The sequence below is a fragment of the Rhodopseudomonas palustris genome (assembly GCF_003226555.1).
GTDB lineage: Bacteria > Pseudomonadota > Alphaproteobacteria > Rhizobiales > Xanthobacteraceae > Rhodopseudomonas > Rhodopseudomonas palustris_I.
The window spans coordinates 1-17,342 of sequence record NZ_QKQS01000024.1 but is presented as its reverse complement, the minus strand read 5'-3'; the positions used below and the strand labels follow the sequence as shown (position 1 = coordinate 17,342).

The 17,342-nt window shown below is 65.4% G+C and carries 16 protein-coding genes; 4 read left to right on the top strand and 12 right to left on the bottom strand.

Going from position 1 to position 17,342, the window contains the following annotated elements; genetic code table 11:
- Positions 1–68 precede the first annotated feature (68 nt).
- Complete coding sequence (locus tag DNX69_RS19885; protein ID WP_234827030.1) at positions 69–2,813, top strand: cation-transporting P-type ATPase; 2,745 nt, start codon at positions 69–71, stop codon at positions 2,811–2,813.
- A 54-nt stretch (positions 2,814–2,867) separates the two neighbouring features.
- Here DNX69_RS19885 and DNX69_RS19880 read toward each other — a convergent pair whose 3' ends face one another.
- The 4 genes from DNX69_RS19880 to DNX69_RS19865 all read right to left on the bottom strand — a co-directional run bounded on the left by DNX69_RS19880 (position 2,868) and on the right by DNX69_RS19865 (position 7,212).
- Positions 2,868–3,266, bottom strand: a complete 399-nt coding sequence (locus DNX69_RS19880; protein WP_110787742.1) for a translational machinery protein — start codon at positions 3,264–3,266, stop codon at positions 2,868–2,870.
- 134 nt (positions 3,267–3,400) lie between these two features.
- A complete protein-coding gene (locus DNX69_RS19875; protein WP_110787741.1) occupies positions 3,401–4,414 on the bottom strand; it encodes an aldo/keto reductase in 1,014 nt (337 codons plus the stop codon).
- Between the two features lie 203 nt (positions 4,415–4,617).
- Complete coding sequence (locus tag DNX69_RS19870; protein WP_110787740.1) at positions 4,618–5,826, bottom strand: ABC transporter substrate-binding protein; 1,209 nt, start codon at positions 5,824–5,826, stop codon at positions 4,618–4,620.
- A 171-nt stretch (positions 5,827–5,997) separates the two neighbouring features.
- Positions 5,998–7,212 carry a GGDEF domain-containing protein gene (locus tag DNX69_RS19865; RefSeq protein WP_110787739.1) on the bottom strand — a complete coding sequence of 405 codons (1,215 nt, stop codon included), beginning with the start codon at positions 7,210–7,212 and terminating at the stop codon, positions 5,998–6,000.
- Positions 7,213–7,584: 372 nt separating this feature from the next.
- Here DNX69_RS19865 and DNX69_RS19860 point away from each other — a divergent pair, with 372 nt between their 5' ends.
- Both DNX69_RS19860 and queD read left to right on the top strand, forming a co-directional pair.
- The gene (locus DNX69_RS19860) at positions 7,585–7,794 is read left to right on the top strand and encodes a histone (RefSeq protein ID WP_110787738.1); all 210 of its coding nucleotides are present in this window, start codon (positions 7,585–7,587) and stop codon (positions 7,792–7,794) included.
- A 203-nt stretch (positions 7,795–7,997) separates the two neighbouring features.
- Complete coding sequence (queD, locus tag DNX69_RS19855) at positions 7,998–8,360, top strand: 6-carboxytetrahydropterin synthase QueD (protein WP_110787737.1); 363 nt, start codon at positions 7,998–8,000, stop codon at positions 8,358–8,360.
- A gap of 66 nt (positions 8,361–8,426) precedes the next feature.
- On the opposite strand, the gene DNX69_RS19850 is transcribed toward queD, so the two are convergent.
- Both DNX69_RS19850 and DNX69_RS19845 read right to left on the bottom strand, forming a co-directional pair.
- Positions 8,427–9,014 carry a hemerythrin domain-containing protein gene (locus DNX69_RS19850; RefSeq protein WP_110787736.1) on the bottom strand — a complete coding sequence of 196 codons (588 nt, stop codon included), beginning with the start codon at positions 9,012–9,014 and terminating at the stop codon, positions 8,427–8,429.
- Positions 9,015–9,155: 141 nt separating this feature from the next.
- On the bottom strand, positions 9,156–12,056 hold the full coding sequence (locus DNX69_RS19845; RefSeq protein WP_110787770.1) for a heavy metal translocating P-type ATPase: 2,901 nt from the start codon (positions 12,054–12,056) through the stop codon (positions 9,156–9,158).
- Positions 12,057–12,107: 51 nt separating this feature from the next.
- Here DNX69_RS19845 and DNX69_RS19840 point away from each other — a divergent pair, with 51 nt between their 5' ends.
- Complete coding sequence (locus tag DNX69_RS19840) at positions 12,108–12,383, top strand: metal-sensitive transcriptional regulator (protein WP_011157220.1); 276 nt, start codon at positions 12,108–12,110, stop codon at positions 12,381–12,383.
- A gap of 13 nt (positions 12,384–12,396) precedes the next feature.
- Here DNX69_RS19840 and DNX69_RS19835 read toward each other — a convergent pair whose 3' ends face one another.
- From DNX69_RS19835 to bchJ, 6 genes are all read right to left on the bottom strand, one after another.
- The gene (locus DNX69_RS19835) at positions 12,397–13,098 is read right to left on the bottom strand and encodes a hypothetical protein (protein WP_349626987.1); all 702 of its coding nucleotides are present in this window, start codon (positions 13,096–13,098) and stop codon (positions 12,397–12,399) included.
- A 130-nt stretch (positions 13,099–13,228) separates the two neighbouring features.
- Positions 13,229–14,080 carry a 3,4-dihydroxyphenylacetate 2,3-dioxygenase gene (hpaD, locus tag DNX69_RS19830; RefSeq protein ID WP_110787734.1) on the bottom strand — a complete coding sequence of 284 codons (852 nt, stop codon included), beginning with the start codon at positions 14,078–14,080 and terminating at the stop codon, positions 13,229–13,231.
- Between the two features lie 26 nt (positions 14,081–14,106).
- A complete protein-coding gene (locus DNX69_RS19825) occupies positions 14,107–14,649 on the bottom strand; it encodes a VOC family protein (RefSeq protein WP_110787733.1) in 543 nt (180 codons plus the stop codon).
- A 154-nt stretch (positions 14,650–14,803) separates the two neighbouring features.
- Positions 14,804–15,106, bottom strand: a complete 303-nt coding sequence (locus DNX69_RS19820) for a preprotein translocase subunit YajC (RefSeq protein WP_110787732.1) — start codon at positions 15,104–15,106, stop codon at positions 14,804–14,806.
- Positions 15,107–15,359: 253 nt separating this feature from the next.
- The gene (gene hemN, locus DNX69_RS19815; protein ID WP_110787769.1) at positions 15,360–16,709 is read right to left on the bottom strand and encodes an oxygen-independent coproporphyrinogen III oxidase; all 1,350 of its coding nucleotides are present in this window, start codon (positions 16,707–16,709) and stop codon (positions 15,360–15,362) included.
- Between the two features lie 28 nt (positions 16,710–16,737).
- The coding region (gene bchJ, locus DNX69_RS19810) for a bacteriochlorophyll 4-vinyl reductase (protein WP_110787731.1) at positions 16,738–17,342 on the bottom strand (605 nt) is incomplete at its 5' end.

Sequence of the window (17,342 nt, the reverse complement as noted above, 5' to 3'; positions counted from 1 at the left end):
TCGTTACCGAGCGATCCGGATCGAACGCGCGGCAGACGACGGCGAAATGTCGACCGGAGACGTCATCATTGCCCACCGCACCTTCATCGATCAGCCGCACCACCGATCCTTTCGTTGTCCCGGAGCAAGGATGGCATGCCGCGGAGGTCGAAGTCGTACTCGCGGCGTTGAACAGCCGGACAGAGGGGTTGGCCGAGCAGGAGGCGGCCGAGCGCCTGGTGACGTTCGGCCCGAATGCCTTACCGGGCGCGCTGCCACGCAGTGCGCTGCTACGCTTCCTGCTGCAGTTCCACAATCTGCTGATTTACGTGCTGCTCGGCGCCGGCGTGTTATCGGCCGCGATCGGGCATGTCACCGACGCGGCGGTGATCTTCGGCGTGGTGCTGATCAACGCGGTGATCGGCTTCATCCAAGAGGGGCGCGCCGAGAAGGCGTTGGACGCGATCCAGAAGATGATCGAACCGCACGCTGCGGTGGTTCGCGACGGGCGCCGGATGACGATCGCGGCCGATCAGGTGGTGCCCGGTGATATCGTGTTGCTCGAAGCCGGCGACCGGGTGCCGGCCGATCTGCGCATCATCCGCTCGCGCAATCTGCGTATCGACGAGGCGATCCTCACCGGGGAGTCGGTGCCGGCGGACAAAGGGAGCGCTGCGGTGGCGGCCGACGTCGCGCTCGGCGACCGCAGCGGGCTGGCGTTTTCCGGCACGCTGGTCACCGAAGGACTGGGCACCGGCGTGGTGGTGGCGACCGGCGCTAGCAGCGAGCTCGGCCGGATCAGCGCGATGATCGGCGCGGTGGAGAAACTCGCGACGCCGCTGGTACGGCAGATGGACCAGTTCGCGCGGCAAGTGACATTCGTGGTGCTTGCAGTTTCGGTCGCGGTGTTTGCCTATGCGGTGCTGGTGCAGGCGTATCGGCTCGACGACGCCTTCATGATCGTCGTCGGGCTGGCGGTGTCGGCGATCCCCGAGGGGCTGCCTGCCGTGATGACCATCACCCTCGCGGTCGGGCTGCAGCGGATGGCGCGGCGCAACGCCATCATCCGCCGGTTGCCTGCGGTCGAGACGCTCGGCTCGGTCTCGGTGATCTGCTCCGACAAGACCGGCACGCTGACGCGTAACGAGATGACCGTGGGTGGCATCGTCAGCGCGCACGGCCGGATCGCGGTCGAGGGCGCCGGCTATGCGCCGAAAGGAGCCTTTAGGCTCGAAGGTGTCGGGGCGATCGATCCTGCCGCCGACCCCGTGCTCGAACGACTGACGCTCGCGGCGCTGCTCTGTAACAACGCCGATCTGCGGAAGTCCGGCGAGGATTGGGTGGTCGATGGCGATCCGATGGAAGGCGCGCTGATCACGCTCGCCCTAAAGGCCGGTCACGACAGCGTCGCGGCGCGGCAGGAATTCATGCGCATCGACGAACTGCCGTTCGACGCCCGCACCCGCTACATGGCGACGCTGCACAGTGGCGACGGCGGTGCGGTCGCATACGTCAAAGGCGCTCCCGAAGTTGTGCTGACGATGTGCGACTCCGTCGCGACGGTGAGCGGCGCGCAGCCGCTGAATCGCGACCTGTTCGAGGCCTCTGTCGAGGCGATGGCGGCAAACGGCCAGCGTGTGCTGGCAATCGCGCGGCGCGATTGCGACGGCGCGTTGCGCGAACTGTTGCCCGAGCACGTCGAGTCCGGGTTGACGCTGCTGGGTTTGGTCGGACTGATCGATCCGCCGCGTCCCGAGGCGATCGACGCCGTCGCCGAGTGCCGAGCCGCCGGCATCCGGGTGAAAATGATCACCGGAGACCACGCTGCCACTGCGCGAGCGATCGCGCAGCAGCTCGGCCTTGCCAACGATCCGGTGACGGTCACCGGGCATGCGCTCGACGATGCGGCGGCGGACGAATTTCGTCGCACGGCGCGTGAGGCGGTCGTGTTCGCGCGCACCAGCCCCGAGCACAAGCTGCGCCTGATCGAGGCGTTGCAAGAGGACGGATCGGTGATCGCCATGACCGGCGACGGCGTCAACGACGCGCCGGCGCTGAAACGCGCCGACGTCGGCGTGGCGATGGGCCGCAAGGGCACCGAGGCCGCCAAGCAGGCCAGCGAGATGGTGCTGGCCGACGACAATTTCGCCTCGATCGCCGCCGCGGTGCGCGAGGGGCGCACCGTCAACGACAACCTGATCAAGGTGATCGGCTGGACGCTGCCGACCAATGGCGGCGAGGCGCTGACCATCATCCTGGCGATCGCGTTCGGGCTGACGCTGCCGGTCACCGCGGTTCAGATTCTGTGGATCAACATGATCACCGCGGTGGCGCTCGGGCTGACGCTGGCGTTCGAGCCGACCGAGCCGAACGCGATGCGCCGTCCGGCCCGGCCCGCCAATCAGCCGCTGCTGTCGCCGCTGCTGCTGTGGCGGATCGGCTTCGTCTCGATGCTGATGGTTGCCGGAACCTTCGGGATCTACGCCTGGGCGACCGCGCGCGGCCTGCCGGTCGAGACGGCGCGGACCATGGCGGTCAACGTGCTGGTGGTGATGGAGATCTTCTATCTGTTCAGCGTCCGCTACATCCGCGGTCCGTCGATCACCTGGCAGGGCGTGGTCGGCACGCCGGCCGTGCTGATCGGCGTGTCGATCGTCGTGCTGGCTCAGCTCGCTTTCACCTACCTGCCGCCGCTCCAGGCGGTGTTCGATAGCAGGCCGCTCGGCTTTGCCGACGGCCTCGTCATCATCGTCATCGGTGTGGCGCTTCTGGTGATCGTGGAAATCGAGAAGCGCCTATCGAGCCGTCATTGGCGCAGTTCTGCCGCCACCTGAATCAGGGGCGCCCTGGCGCGCACAACAGGCAAGAGCTGCTGGCGCGCCGGCGCCTCACCGCGTCTGCGGTGTCGTGCGGTCCTCGGCCTTGAAGTACTTGCGGGCATGGGCGACGATCTGGCCGTCGCTCGGGTGATCGGCGGTCTCGACCGCGGCGATCTTCGCCTTCAGGGCGGGGTTGTGATCGGCGATGTACTTCTCCAGCGCGTGCTTGGTCTGCGCCGGCCCGACGATCAGCACGATGCCGGCGTCGGCGATCGCTTCCATCGCGGCGTGGAGGAAATGTTCGTCGACCGGCTCGTGGCCGGAGCCGACAGCGCGGTGATGGTGGACGTGCCGGTTCGGATTGTCGGCGTGCACCACGAGTTTATCGGCCTCGGCCGGGTTGAAATGAAACACCCGCGCTTCGCGATGGTCGATCCAGATCACGGCGTGGAAATGGGAATTGGTCATGGGGCGGTCTCCCGGCTTCTGATGCGGTCCGCAGGCAACAACGATCGCGCGACCGCGCGGCGAGGCCGAGATTACGGCCCGCCGTGGCGTTTCGGCTTGATCGGCCGCAACTTTGGCTGGGAGCGGGGTGGTGCTCAGCCGGCGTGGCGCACCGGGCGGCCCTCGATTGGATAGGCCGGGTCGTTGTAGCCGGGTGTGGAAGGATGGCCGCTGGCCACCAGAGCGTCGATCAGTGCCTCGTCCTCGGCGGTGAAGCGATAGTCCAGCGCCCGGACGTAATCGTCCCACTGCTGTTCGGTGCGCGGACCGGCGATCACCGAGGTCACCAGCGCGTTGTTCAGCACCCAGCCGACCGCGAACTGGCCGGCGGTGGCGCCCTTGGCCTCGGCGTGGGCGCGGATCTGCTGCGCCAGCTTCAGCGATTCGGGACGCCATTCGGTCTGCAGCATCCGCTTGTCGGCGCGGCCGGCGCGGCTGTCCTTGTCGGGCTCCGCATCGGGCGCATATTTTCCGGTGAGTACGCCGCGCGCCAGCGCCGAATACGGCACGATGCCGAGGCCATAGAAGCCGCAGGCCGGAATGTGCTCGACCTCCGGCATCCGGTTCATCGCGTTGTAATACGGCTGGCTGACCACCGGACGATCGATCCCGAGGCGGTCGCAGATGTTGCAGATCTCGGCGACGCGCCAGGCGCGATAGTTCGAGACGCCGAAATAGCGGATCTTGCCGGCGCGGATCAGGTCGCCGATCGCCCGCACCGTCTCGTCGAGCGGCGTCGTGTGGTCTTCCTTATGCAGATAATAGATGTCGATCCAGTCGGTGCCGAGCCGCTTTAAGCTGTCGTCGGCGGCCTGGATCACGCGGCGGCGCGACAGTCCCGCGCGGTTCGGCCCATCGCCCATCGGGTTGGCGAGCTTGGTGGCGAGGATCCAGTGCTCGCGATGCGCTGCGATCGCGCGGCCGACCACCTGTTCGGATCCGCCCATCGAGTAGACATCGGCGGTGTCGATGAAATTGATCCCGGCGTCACGCGCCTTGTCGATGATCTGCGCCGAGGTCGCCTTGTCGGCGGCTCCGCCGAACATCATGGTGCCGAGGCATAGCGGCGAGACCTTCAGGCCGCTACGGCCGAGCGAACGATAGTCCATGGGGCTTTCCTTCGGGATCGTTTTAGCCGCGTTATTGCAGGCGGCGGCCGCCGCATTTCAGATCTTAGCCGCCCGCGGCCGTCATTGCGAGGAGCGAAGCGACGAAGCAATCCACCTCCGAGCACTGGGCTGGATTGCTTCGCTTCGCTCGCAATGACGAAGAGAGGCATCGAGACTATCGATGCCTTCGAAGTCAGTGCCCGCTACTTCTTCACCAGCGAACATGCCGGATCGGGCGCGCCGAATGCGTCCTCGCCCGAAATATGCGCGAGGATCTTGTAATAGTCCCACGGATATTTCGACTCCTCCGGCGTCTTCACCTGCACCAACATCAGGTCGTGGACCATCAGCCCGTCCTCGCGCAGCTTGCCGCCACGGGCGAAGAAGTCGTTGACCGGCTTTTCCCGCATCTTCGCCGCGACCTTCAAGGGGTCGTCGGTGCCGGCGTCCTTGACGGCTTGCAGATAATGCAGCGTCGCCGAATACACGCCGGCCTGCCACATCGTCGGCATCCGGTTCATCTTGGCGAAATAGCGCTTCGACCACTGCCGAGTCTGGTCGTCCATGTCCCAATAGAACGACGTCGTCAGCAAGAGACCTTGCGCGGTCGGCAGGCCGAGTGAATGCACGTCGGTGATCAGCGCCAGCAGCGCCGCCATCTGCTGGCCGCCCTTGAAGATGCCGAATTCGCCGCCGGTCTTGATCTCGTTGACGTTGTTGGGCGGGCCGGCGGCGATGCCGATGATCTTCGCCTTCGAGGCCTGCGCCTGCAGCACGAACGACGACACGTCCGAGGTCGCGAACGGCGGCCGCACCGAGCCGAGCACCTTGCCGCCACTCTTGGTGACCATCGCGGCGGCGTCCTTCTCCAGCGATTGGCCGAAGGCGTAGTCGTCGGTGATGAAGAACCAGCTGTCGCCGCCCCGCTTGACCACCTCCTGCGCGGTGCCCACCGCGAGCGCATGGGTGTCGAACACCCATTGCATCGTATATGGGCTGCAGAACTTGCCGTGGAAGTCCGCCGCGCCGGTCGATTGGGTGATGAACAGCCGCTTCTTTTCGTTGGCGATGTTCTGCACCGCGAGGCCGACCGCGGAGACCGGCACGTCGAGGATCAGGTCGACCTGCTCGACATCGTACCAGCGCCGCGCCAGCGTGGCGCCGATGTCCGGCTTGAGCTGATGGTCGCCGACGATCACCTGGATCGGCTTGCCGAGCACGGTGCCGCCGAAATCCTCCACCGCCATCTGCGCGGCTGTGACGGAACCCTGGCCGGTCGGCGTCGAGGCGGGGCCGTTCATGTCGGTGAGGACGCCGAGCTTGACGACGTCGTCGGAGACTTGCGCGCGGGCGATGGAGGACGACAGCAGCGCAGCCGTCATCATCGCCGCCGCAATCGATCTGGCGATCATTCCGTTTCTCCCTTGTTCCGGCTCTGCGGCCGTGTTGTGTTGACGAAACTTACACCATTCTGCCGCCGCCGCAATTTAACGGCGGCGTCACGGCCGGGGACCGATGTTCGCGATTTTGGGGTTGGGATTTCCGCTCGGGATGCCGCGCGCGCTTTCGCCTGAAGCGCGGCGTCAGGCGATCTTGCGCAGCGCGTCCGGCGCGGGGAGATGCGTCTCCGGCGGCGGCTCGGGCGCGGGCTCGTACACTGCGTAGCAGTCCTTGCCGAGCTTCTTGGCGTTGTACAATGCGACGTCCGCCGCCGCGATCAGCCGCTCGGGGTGCAGGCCAATCTGCGGGGTCCATTGCGCCACGCCGATCGATGCGGCGATCCTGATCCGCGCGTCGCTGCGCGCCGAAACGGCGCGGCTCTCTTCCAGGATGTGACGGGCGATCATCGCGCCTTCGCGCAGCGTCGTGCCGGGCATAACCACGCAGAACTCGTCGCCGCCGGCCCGCGCCAGCAGATCCCCGGGCCGCAAACGCGACTGTGCCACGTTCGAGAACCGGCGCAGGCATTCGTCGCCGGCCGCATGGCCGTGCCCGTCGTTGATCGCCTTGAAGCCGTCGAGGTCGATCGCCAGCACCGCGAACGGCTCGCCGGTGCGCACCGAGATCGCACACTGTTCCGACATCCGCTGCAGCAGATGCCGCCGATTGGAGACGCCGGTGAGATCGTCGAGCAGCGCCAGGTTCTCGACTTCCGAGCGCAGCCGGTCGATCGCCATCAGCAGGAAGGCGAAATTCCAGGTCATCGACAGGAACACCAGCGCCAGCACCAGGGAGGCCTGGAAGGCGTTGAAGTGAATGATCGACAATTCGCCGCCGATGCCGATCAGCGCTGCGATCGAGCGCACGACGTAGACCGCAATGATCAGCCAGGCGATCACGGCGGCCATCCGCGCGCCGGGGTTGCGGCGCCCGGACTCGGACATCACCAGCGGCAGCGTCATCGCGATCGGGATCAACTGCGCGATCGAGTACACCACGATCCGCATCGCCATCGAGTCGATCACGAAGGCAAAGAAGGTAAGTCCGACCGCAACAGCTCCGGTGACGATGATCGAGGTCGTCCACGGCACGCGCCGCCCGTAGAACTCGTACATGCCCATCGAGGACAAACAGCAGGCGAAGACCACCAGCGTGCCGCCACCGATCAGCGACAGTTCGAGATTGATCACCACCCGCAGCATGCCGACGACCGAACCGGTCGCGAGCACGAAGCAGGCCGCTGTCATGTAGCGGGCCGGGGTGAAGTTCGGATAGCTGCGGCTCACATGGACCCACACCAGACCCAGCGCGATGAAGTTGATCAGGAAGACGATCCATAGCGTCGGCATGCTCAACATGCGCGCCTCCGCTCGATGGAGGCCACCCAACCCCCGATTGTTATCTGCCGTCCGCCCATGACTACTCCCAAAGTTCAGCGGAGGGTGCGCCGTGAGCGTTTAACGGAATCTGATCATGCTTCGCAAAAATACGAGTTGGTTTTGAAACAGTGAACGGCGCCGCAGCATTGCGTGACAGCGGCCATTTACTTCGCGTTAACGTTGAGTTGTGCGCGGAATGAGCGAACAATTGTGGATAACAACGCGAAATATCTTCGTCAGCCGATAGAAGCGGCAGCGAATCTGTTCGGATCAAAATAGAGGCGGTTGCAAGATCGGCGAGCCCGGTCCCGTCTCGTGTGGAGTTAGTATCCATCAGCTCGAGAGGACGAGATGGCGAAGAAAGCCAAGAAGGCGAAGACCGTCGCCAAGGCCAAGAAGGCCAAGACGGTGAAGAAGGCCGCCAAGAAGGTCACGAAGAAGGCGACGAAGAAGGCCGCCAAGAAAGCGACGAAGAAGGCGACCAAGAAGACCGTGAAGAAGGCGCCGAAGGCGGCTAAGACGGCCAAGAAGGCGAAGAAAGCCAAGAAGGCCAAGAAGTAACTGCTCCGGAGGCGCCCGGTGCGGGCGCCTCCGCCGGCAGGGCAGCGGACGGCTCGATTGCCACCTGGCGGCGGGGCGGCTGTGTGGTGGGTGGACTTGCCCGCAGGCAGTTTTGCGGGCATAGCGGCTTTAAATGCGGCTGCCGCTCTTATATAGGTCCGCCGATGTTCCGGCCGGCACCGGCCGCCCAACCCCCGAAACCGATGAAGATCACCCAAGCGTTCCGCTTCGAAGCCGCCCATTATTTGCCCAATGTCCCGGCAACCCACCGCTGCAAGCGGATGCATGGGCATTCCTATCGGGTCGAGCTGGAGCTCACCGGCCCGGTCAATCCGGACACCGGCTTCGTGCTGGATTTCTTCGAGATCGAGGCGGTGTTCGGGCCGCTGTTGAAGCGACTCGACCATTATTGTCTCAACGACATCGAGGGGCTGGAGAACCCGACCGCAGAGAACATCGCGGTGTGGATCTGGCGCCGGACCAAACCGGACCTGCCGCAGCTTTCCGGCGTGCGGGTGTACGAGACCTCGGATTGCTGGGCCGACTACGCCGGCGAAGACGACTGACCTAAAGCTCCGGCTGCCCGATCAGTCTGGTCCGCGGGCACCTTGCGCCGCGGACCGCCGCGCCGATCAGGCGCGCGCCGGTGCCTTGCTGCGCTCGGCTTCGGTCTCCTGCTCCCAGCGCAGAATGGTCGCATAGAGATTCTGGAATTTGCTGGCGATCTCACCGTCGAACATCGGATCTTTCCGGTCGTCGATCCGCGAGTCGATCTTGGCCCAGTCTTCGGGGGTGAGGGTTTCGAGCGCGGCGGGGAACAGCAGTTGCTCTTCCTTCAGCATGTGGCGGCGCTGATGCTCGATGAAGTCGCGCGCTGCGGCGTGGAAGGTCTGGCGCGGCAGTTCCTGATCGGCGAGCACGTCGTCCACGACCTTGGCGAAGTGCGCCAGCCGGTCGACTTCCAGCTCGTGCTCCTTCTCGATGTCGCCGACAGTCCCGGCCACCGCCGGATTGCGCTCCTTGAGGATGCGGTAGACGACGTCTTCCTTCGGATGATGGCAGGCCTCCGGGTACTCCTTGAAGTACTGGATGATCGCCTGGAAAATTTCGTAGTCGGGACGTTCGCGGCGATCGAACACGCTGAGCTCTTGTTCGAGCACGTCGAGCAGGCGCGCGATGTTGCGGTGCTCTTCGTTCAGCAATTCAATGATTCGTGACATGGCCGACCTCGATGTCGCTATCCGCAAATACGCAGCGATTTGCAGCAAACCTTCGCGACCGCAAAATACGTCCAATCGACCGCCAATCCTTGCGTTAGATCAACTGGACGCAGGCGGCTCTTAGTCGCAACCGCGCCGCCGTCACAGCGCGGTACGGCGCAAGCGGAGCGCGTTGCCGATCACGCTCACCGACGACAGCGACATCGCGGCTGCGGCGATAATCGGCGACAGCAACAGACCGAAGCTCGGATACAGAATGCCGGCGGCGATCGGGATGCCGGCCGAATTGTAGACGAAGGCGAAGAACAGATTCTGCCGGATATTGCGCATCGTCGCTTGCGACAATTTGCGGGCGCGGACGATGCCGCCGAGATCGCCCTTGAGCAAAGTGACGCCGGCGCTTTCCATCGCCACGTCGGTTCCGGTTCCCATCGCGATGCCGACGTCGGCCGCCGCCAGCGCGGGGGCGTCGTTGACGCCATCGCCGGCCATCGCGACGATGCGGCCCTCCTTGCGCAGCTTCTCGACCACTGCGCTCTTCTGATCCGGCAGCACCTCGGCCTCGACATCGGCGATGCCGAGCTTGCGCGCTACGGCGCCCGCGGTGACGCGGTTGTCGCCGGTCAGCATGATCACCTTGATGCCTTCTTCAGCGAGAGCTTTCAGCGCGTCCGGCGTCGAGGGCTTCACTGCATCGGCGATCGCGAACAGAGCGGCGAGACGGCCGTCGATCGCGACGTGGACCACGGTGTCGCCGTCGCCGCGGAGCTCATCGGTTTTCGCCGCGAGCGAAGCCGTGTCGATGCCGAGCGAGGCCAAATACGCCGGGTTGCCAATCACCACCGTGCGGCCCGCGACCCGGCCAGTCGCGCCTTTGCCGGTCGGCGCATCGAAGTCGGCGACGTCGGCGAGATCGAGACCGCGCTCCTTGGCGGCGCGGACGATGGCGTCGGCGAGCGGATGCTCACTGGCGCGCTCGACGCTGGCGGCGAGCCGCAGCAGTTCGGTCTCGTCCGTGTCGTTCGCAGGCACGATCGCCACCACGCTCGGGCGGCCCTCGGTGAGGGTGCCGGTCTTGTCGATCACCAGCGTATCGATCTTCTCCATCTGCTCCAGCGCTTCGGCGTTGCGGATCAGCACGCCGGCCTGGGCGCCGCGGCCGACGCCGACCATGATCGACATCGGGGTGGCGAGACCGAGCGCGCACGGGCAGGCGATGATCAGCACGCTGACGGCTGCGACCAGCGCGAAGGTCAGCCGCGGCTCCGGGCCGAACGTCGCCCAGGCGGCGAACGCGGCGACAGCGGCGAGCAGCACCGTCGGCACGAACCAACCGGCAACCAGATCGGCGACGCGCTGGATCGGGGCGCGCGAACGCTGCGCTTGCGCCACCATCTGCACGATGCGCGACAGCATAGTGTCGCGGCCGACCTGATCGGCGCACATCACGAAGCCGCCGGACTGGTTCAGCGTGCCGGCCACGACCTTGCCGCCGGCCTCGCGGCTCACCGGCATCGACTCGCCGGTCACCAGCGATTCATCCAGCGTGCCGCGGCCTTCGACGATGGTGCCGTCGACCGGCACCTTTTCGCCGGGGCGGACGCGTAGTTTGTCGCCGACGCTGAGACTGTCGATCTCGACCTCGTGCTCGCTGCCGTCGGTTTCGATCTTGCGGGCGGTCTTCGGCGCCAGGCCGAGCAGCGCCTTGATGGCGCCGGAGGTGGCCTCACGGGCGCGCAGTTCGAGCACCTGGCCGAGCAGCACCAGCACGGTGATCACTGCTGCGGCTTCGAAGTAAACCGGCACGGTGCCGCCATGGCCGCGGAACGCGGGCGGAAACAGTTGCGGCGCGACGGTCGCGACCAGACTGTAGATGTACGCCACCCCGGTGCCCATCGCCACCAGCGTGAACATGTTGAGGTTGCGCGTCACCACCGATTGCCAGCCGCGCACGAAGAACGGCCAGCCGGCCCACAGCACGACCGGCGTTGCGGAGACGAGCTGAATCCAGTTCGACAGCGCCGGATCGATCAGGCCGTGACCGCCGACGAGGTGGCCGCCCATCTCCAGCACCACCGCCGGCAGCGCCAATCCCAGGCCGATCCAGAACCGCCGGGTCATGTCGATCAGTTCGGGATTGGGCGCGTCGTCGAGCGACACCAGTTCCGGCTCCAGCGCCATGCCGCAGATCGGGCAGGTGCCGGGGCCAACCTGGCGGATCTGCGGATCCATCGGGCAGGTGTAGATCGTGCCTTCCGGCACGTCCGCTGCCGGCTTGGCCTTGCTCTTGTCGAGATACGACACCGGATCGGCCGCGAACTTGGTCTGGCAGCCTTCGCGGCAGAAGTGATAGGTCGTGCCCTTGTAGGCGAAGCGGTGCTTGCTGGTGGCGGGATCGACCTTCATGCCGCACACCGGGTCGATCACCTTGCCGTCGTCCTCGGTCGCGCCGTGATCATGGGCCGCGTGATCATGCGCGCCGCCGCAGCACGACGAACTGGTCACCTTGGCGAGATAGCGCTGCGGATCGGCCGCGAACTTGGTGCGGCAGCCGCCGCAGCAGAAATGATAGGTGGTGCCGTCGTGCTCGAAGCTGTGCTTGCTGGTCGCGACGTCGACGGTCATGCCGCAGACTGGGTCGATCGCCTGGGCGGGCGCGTGATCATGCGTGTGATCGCCATGGCCGCTGCAGCACGACGATTTGGCCGGCAGCTCGGTGAGTTGGTGCAGCTTCGGAGCCGGCTTCGGCGGCAGCGAGAAGGGCTTTGCGGCCCTCGCCAGCACGCCAGCCGGATCGGCCGCAAAAGTGTCGCGGCAGCCGCCGCAGCAGAAGTAATAGGTGGCGCCGTCGTGATCGAACCGGTGCGGTGTCGTCGCCGGATCGACGGTCATGCCGCAGACCGGGTCGACCGCCGAAGCCGGCGTCGCGGCGCTATTGCCGCCGCAACAGGACGAAGCGGCCGGCGCGTTGGCGCCGTCCGATCCGCAACAACCCGTGTTCTTGACAGGGGCGTCGTGCCCCGCATGCTCACCGTCGCGCATCGCGTCACCCTGGCGCTTGTAACCCATACCGTGTAGGGGTATATATCCGGCATGCACAAAGACATCAAGGCGTCGTGTCAAAAACGGCTGGGACGGATCGAGGGGCAGGTGCGCGGTATCTCCAAGATGGTGGAGGAGGGGCGCTACTGCATCGACATCGTCACCCAAATCTCAGCGGTCCGCGCCGCGCTGCGGCGGGTGGAGGAAGAAGTGCTGAAGGACCACGTCGCGCATTGCGTCGAGCATGCGATCGCGAGTGGTGACAAGGCTGATCAGCGCCAGAAAATCGCAGAACTGATGGATGTGATCCAGCGCTCCGGCCGCTAGGCGAACCCGCCGCTCAGCGGCGCGGGGCGTTCGCGGTCGAGGCGCCGAACAGCGAGGTCTTCACCGCGCTGAAGCCAGCCGATAGCTGCGTCAGCCCGCAGGACACCGGATCATTGCTGCCGCAGGCATAGCGCGGTGGGTCCGGCGTTCGTCGGCGCGCGGCCTGGCGTTTGTCGGTTCGTGCTTTCGCCCGGTCGGCCGCGGCGCGCGGTTTCGGCTTGTCGGTCGCGGATTGGTCAGCCTGCGGCTTTTCGGTCGTCACGTCTGGCTTGCCCGCCACCGGTCGTGGTCTAGGCAGCGGTGGAGACTTGATCGCCTGCCGTTGTTCTTGCTGTTGCTGCTGCAGCGCTGCGATCTGCTGCTGCTTGGCCGCAAAGGCCGCCGCGATCATCTTGCGGCGGCGCTCGTCGAGATACGCCGTATAAGCCTCGTCGATCTTGCGTAGTTCCTCGGTCGTCGGGTTAGGTCCGGCGATGTCGAAACTGCGATTCTGCATGAAGTCGTAATAGCTGTAGCCGCCGCCCGGTTTGCGCCGCCCGGCGAACTTGGCGTCGCAATGCGATTGCAGCGTGGACTTGGCGTCGGGCGTGGTCGCGTTGGCTTCACCTTTGGCGACGCAGTCCTCGTAGTCGACCGGCTCCTTGTTCGACCACCATTGCGCCTGGGCGCGCGAAGACGGCGCCGCGATCCCGATCAGGATCGCGAGCTGAAGCATTCCCAGCTGTCGTACTCCGGTCATGCATGTCCCGCGGCTTGGGGAGCGTCCCATCGCGGGCGATTCCGCAGGTAGCGAGCCGTTTTGTCAAGGCGTCTCGGTGGTAATGCGAGCCGAATACACCTGCAAATTAACTTACATGAAACTCGACATTGACCTGACCGCTCCCGCTCGACGGGAAATAATCGCACAACTGCTCCGCTTCGCCTGTGTAATCGTCCCATCCGAGCGCTGCGAACAGCATCACGGTATCGGCCATGCCGCCTTCGCCGTTGCACTTCACCGCATAGTCCGGAAGCATCGCGGTGAACTCGCGGTAGCGCCGCGCCTGCCAGAGCTCGAGCACCCGCAGATCGACCTGACGGTTGAACTCGCTGGCAATCGTGGTCCAGGCGTCGGGGCCGAGATCCTTGTTCGGCCACAGCCGATGCGACAGCGAGCCCGATGCCAGAATCGCCACCCGTTCGTCCGAGGCTTCGATCGCACGCCGTGTCGCTTCGCCGAGGATGCGGCTCTCCTCGATCGAGGTGAACAGCGGCGAGGCGATCGACACTACCTTCGCCCAACCGTCGGGATTGAGATAATGCATCGGCACGATGGTGCCGTATTCGAGCCCGAGCGACGGGACTTGATGCGCCAGCACGTTCAGTCCATGGCCCTGCGCTTCTGCAGCGATCGCCTGCGCCAACGCCGGATCGCCGGGAAGATCGTAGCGCAGATCCTGAATCATATGCGGCGCTTCGTGGCTGGTGAACGAGCCGCGATGCTGCGTATTGGCGTTGATGTGGTAGCCGAAATTCGACAGCCAGTGCGTATCGAACACCACGAAGGTGGTGACCTCGCGTATCCTGGCGCGGCGGCCGAGTTCGCGCAGTGCCGTGACAGCGCCGGCGCGCGCTGAATGGAGAGGGCTGTCGGAGATCTCCGACAGCATCAGCGAGGGGACGTGACTGACCTTGGCCGCAAGCACCAGCTTGCTCATCGTGCAACTCCCGAGACGTGCTGGTGCTATTCGGCGTCGGCGAATTCCTTCTGGTGCAGCCATGCAGTGTGACGCGGCGGCTTCTTGGTCTCCGCCCATTCGTCGACCATGGCGTGGGCGACGCTCTTCATCTGCGCGAGCTGATCCGGCGTCGCGGTCCAGGCGGCGACTTCGAGCCGGTGACCGTTCGGATCGCGGAAGTAGATCGATTTGAAAATGGTGTGATCGGTCGGGCCGACCACGTCGAGCCCGTCGGCCTCGGCGCGCTGCTTGGCCGCCATCAGCGCATCGACGCCATCGACCTGAAACGCGATGTGCTGGACCCAGTCCGGCGTGTTGGGATCGCGCCCCATTGGCGGCGAGTTCGGCAGCTCGAAGAACGCCAGGATGTTGCCGGCGCCGGCGTCGAGGAAGATGTGCATGTAGGGATCGGGCGCCTTGGTCGACGGCACCCTGTCTTCGGCGATCGCGCCGATCAGCTCCATTCCCATCACCCGGCCGTAGAATGCGGCGGTTTCCTTGGCGTCCCGGCAGCGATAGGCGACGTGATGGATCTGTTGGATCTGCATGGTGTCCTCCCGATTGTTTTGATGCGTTTGATCCGCATTGGATCAAACGCCTCAGTCGGGAGGTTGACGTGGATCAACGATCCGGCCATCGGCGCAACGTGCCGATCGGCGAGGCCGGCGCCGGCAGCAGCCGGCACCAGCGGAACACCGGGTCTCAGGCGGCGCGGTTGTCGACCAGCACCGACTCGGCGTGCTCGATGTGCTCGAGCTCGGAGAGCTTGGTCGTGGTCTTGCCGCGGCACGACCAGGAGATCTGCGCTTCGTCACCATTGATCGACAGGATGATGCCGGTGGCGCCGCCCTGGGTGGTGACTTCGTCGCCGACCGAGAACGTCTGGTTGGCGAGTGCCGCTTCCAACGCGGCGCGCAGACAATAGATTTCGCTGCCGGAGGCGGCGCGGAACGCAGCGGCGGCCTTGGCAACCATGTCGTCGGTGACTTTGAGTTTGTGGGCCATTGCACGTACCTCGATGAGTTCGATCGTGGAGGGCTGCGACGTCGCCGACCCTCACGGGAGAACCACGCGGCGATTAGGCGGCTAGATGTGGTAGTTTCCGTTAAAGATGCAGCTCCGTAACGATACTGAAGCCTGCTCCATTACCGTTGGCGGTAATAATCCACCCGGTAGCGGATTTGCAATTGAGCTGCGTCAAAACGCAAAACGCGCGCCGAAGCGCGCATTTTGTTAGTTGGTATGACTGTAAGGTCGGTCAGACCGCGATCGAGTGCCGGACCGACGAATTGCGCAGGTAGGTGTCGAACACCGACGCCACCACGCGCGACAGCCGCACGCCGTCCGGCGTCAGGGTCAGCTTGCTGCCGTTGCAGACCACCGCGCCGTCGCGCTGCAGTTCGGCGAGCGACTCCTGCTCCGGCGTGTACCAGTCCTCGTCGTAGCCGAACGCCTTGCCGGCGGCGGCGAGGTCGACCTTGCCGTCGCACATGATCCGTTCGATCACGTGCGCGCGCAGATTGTCCTGCTGGGTCAGAGCATGACCACGCGCCACCGGAATCTTGCCGGCCTCAACAGCGCGCGCCCAGGCGCCGGTCTCGCTGATGTTCTGGACGTAGCCGCTCGGGGTGCGACCGATCGAGGTGGCGCCGAGGCCGATCAGGGTCTGCGCCGCGTCGGCGGTGTAGCCCTGGAAGTTGCGGTGCAGTTCGCCGGTCTTGGACGCAACGGCGAGCGAGTCGCCCGGCAGCGCGAAATGATCGATGCCGATCCGGACATAGCCGCCCTTCACCAGCGCTTCAGCGGCGGTGTCCGCCTGGGTGGCGCGCAGCTCCGGCTTCGGCAACGACTCGTCCGGGATCATCCGCTGGTTCTTGGCGACCCACGGCACATGGGCGTAGCCGAACAGCGCCACCCGGTCGGGCTTCATCTCGACGCATTGTTCGACGGTGCGGCGCAGATCTTCGGCGGTCTGATAGGGCAGGCCGTAGATCAGGTCGAAATTGATCCGTTCGACGCCGGCCGATTTGAATAGCTGCATCGCGCGCGCGACCATTTCGGGCGGCTGAATGCGGTTGATCGCTTCCTGTACCTTCGGGTCGAATTCCTGCACGCCGAAGCTGGCGCGGGTGAAGCCGAGCTCGCCGATCTTGGCGGCCATGTCTTCGGTCAGGGTGCGCGGATCGCTTTCGATCGCGATCTCGGCGTCGGGCAGGAATTCGAACCGCTCGCGCAGCAGCGTCATCACCGCGCCGAGGTCCTGCGGATCGATTACGGTCGGGGTGCCGCCGCCAAAATGCAGATGCCGCACCGGCATGGTGCCGGGCAGGGCGTCGCCGACCAGATTGATCTCGTCGATCAGGTGCTCGACATAGTCGGCGACCGGATCGTACTTCGCCGCAAGCTTCATGTTGCAGCCGCAGTACCAGCACATCTGCTTGCAGAACGGCACGTGCAGATACAGCGAGATCGGCTCGTCGGTGTCGAGCTGGGCGAGCCAGCCGCGATAGATCGACTCCGGGAAGTCCTTGGCGAAATGCGGCGCGGTCGGATAGCTGGTGTAGCGCGGCACCGAGCTCTTGGCGTATTTATCGAGGGCTGACGACATCGTCGTGATCTCTCTCATCGCCCGCGGATCAACGCGCGGAAAGGGTTTCTGATTGGCCTGCGATCGGCTCTGACCGCCGGCTGGCGTAAATATTGGCGGCGTCCGGAATCGAGGTCCAATCCGCGACGAAGCGACAGCAATTGTCGCCATGTGCGCCGCACGCCGTCTCGGTGACCCGTGTATAGGGCGACACCAGCGACTGGAATAGCCGTTGGAATACGGAGGCGTGCCAGACGCAGACGTTGTGATCGGCGTGTTCCCCCGCGCACAGCGGATTGGCGGCGATCTCGAATGTCACGGTCTTGCCGGCGGTCGCGGAGAACCTGCCGGAACCGGCGAAGGTCCAGGCATGCGCGGTGATCGCCTTGGTCAGCATTCTGGCGGCGATCGAGGCCGGCATGATCTTCAGCACGGCCTGGGCCAGCTTCGGAATCCGGTTGGCGAGGATGTAGTCGCCGGTGCGCAGTCCCGCATCGGCGAGGATCTCGGCGGCCTGCTGCGGCGGCAGCACTCGGCGCACCGCCTGATGGATCGCGGCCACAGGGCGCTCGTCGACCATCGCCGACGGCGGCTGGGCGAGCCAGTCGCTTGCCGCCGCCTCGGAGAAGATCTCCTTCGCGGCCGGCTGGAGGC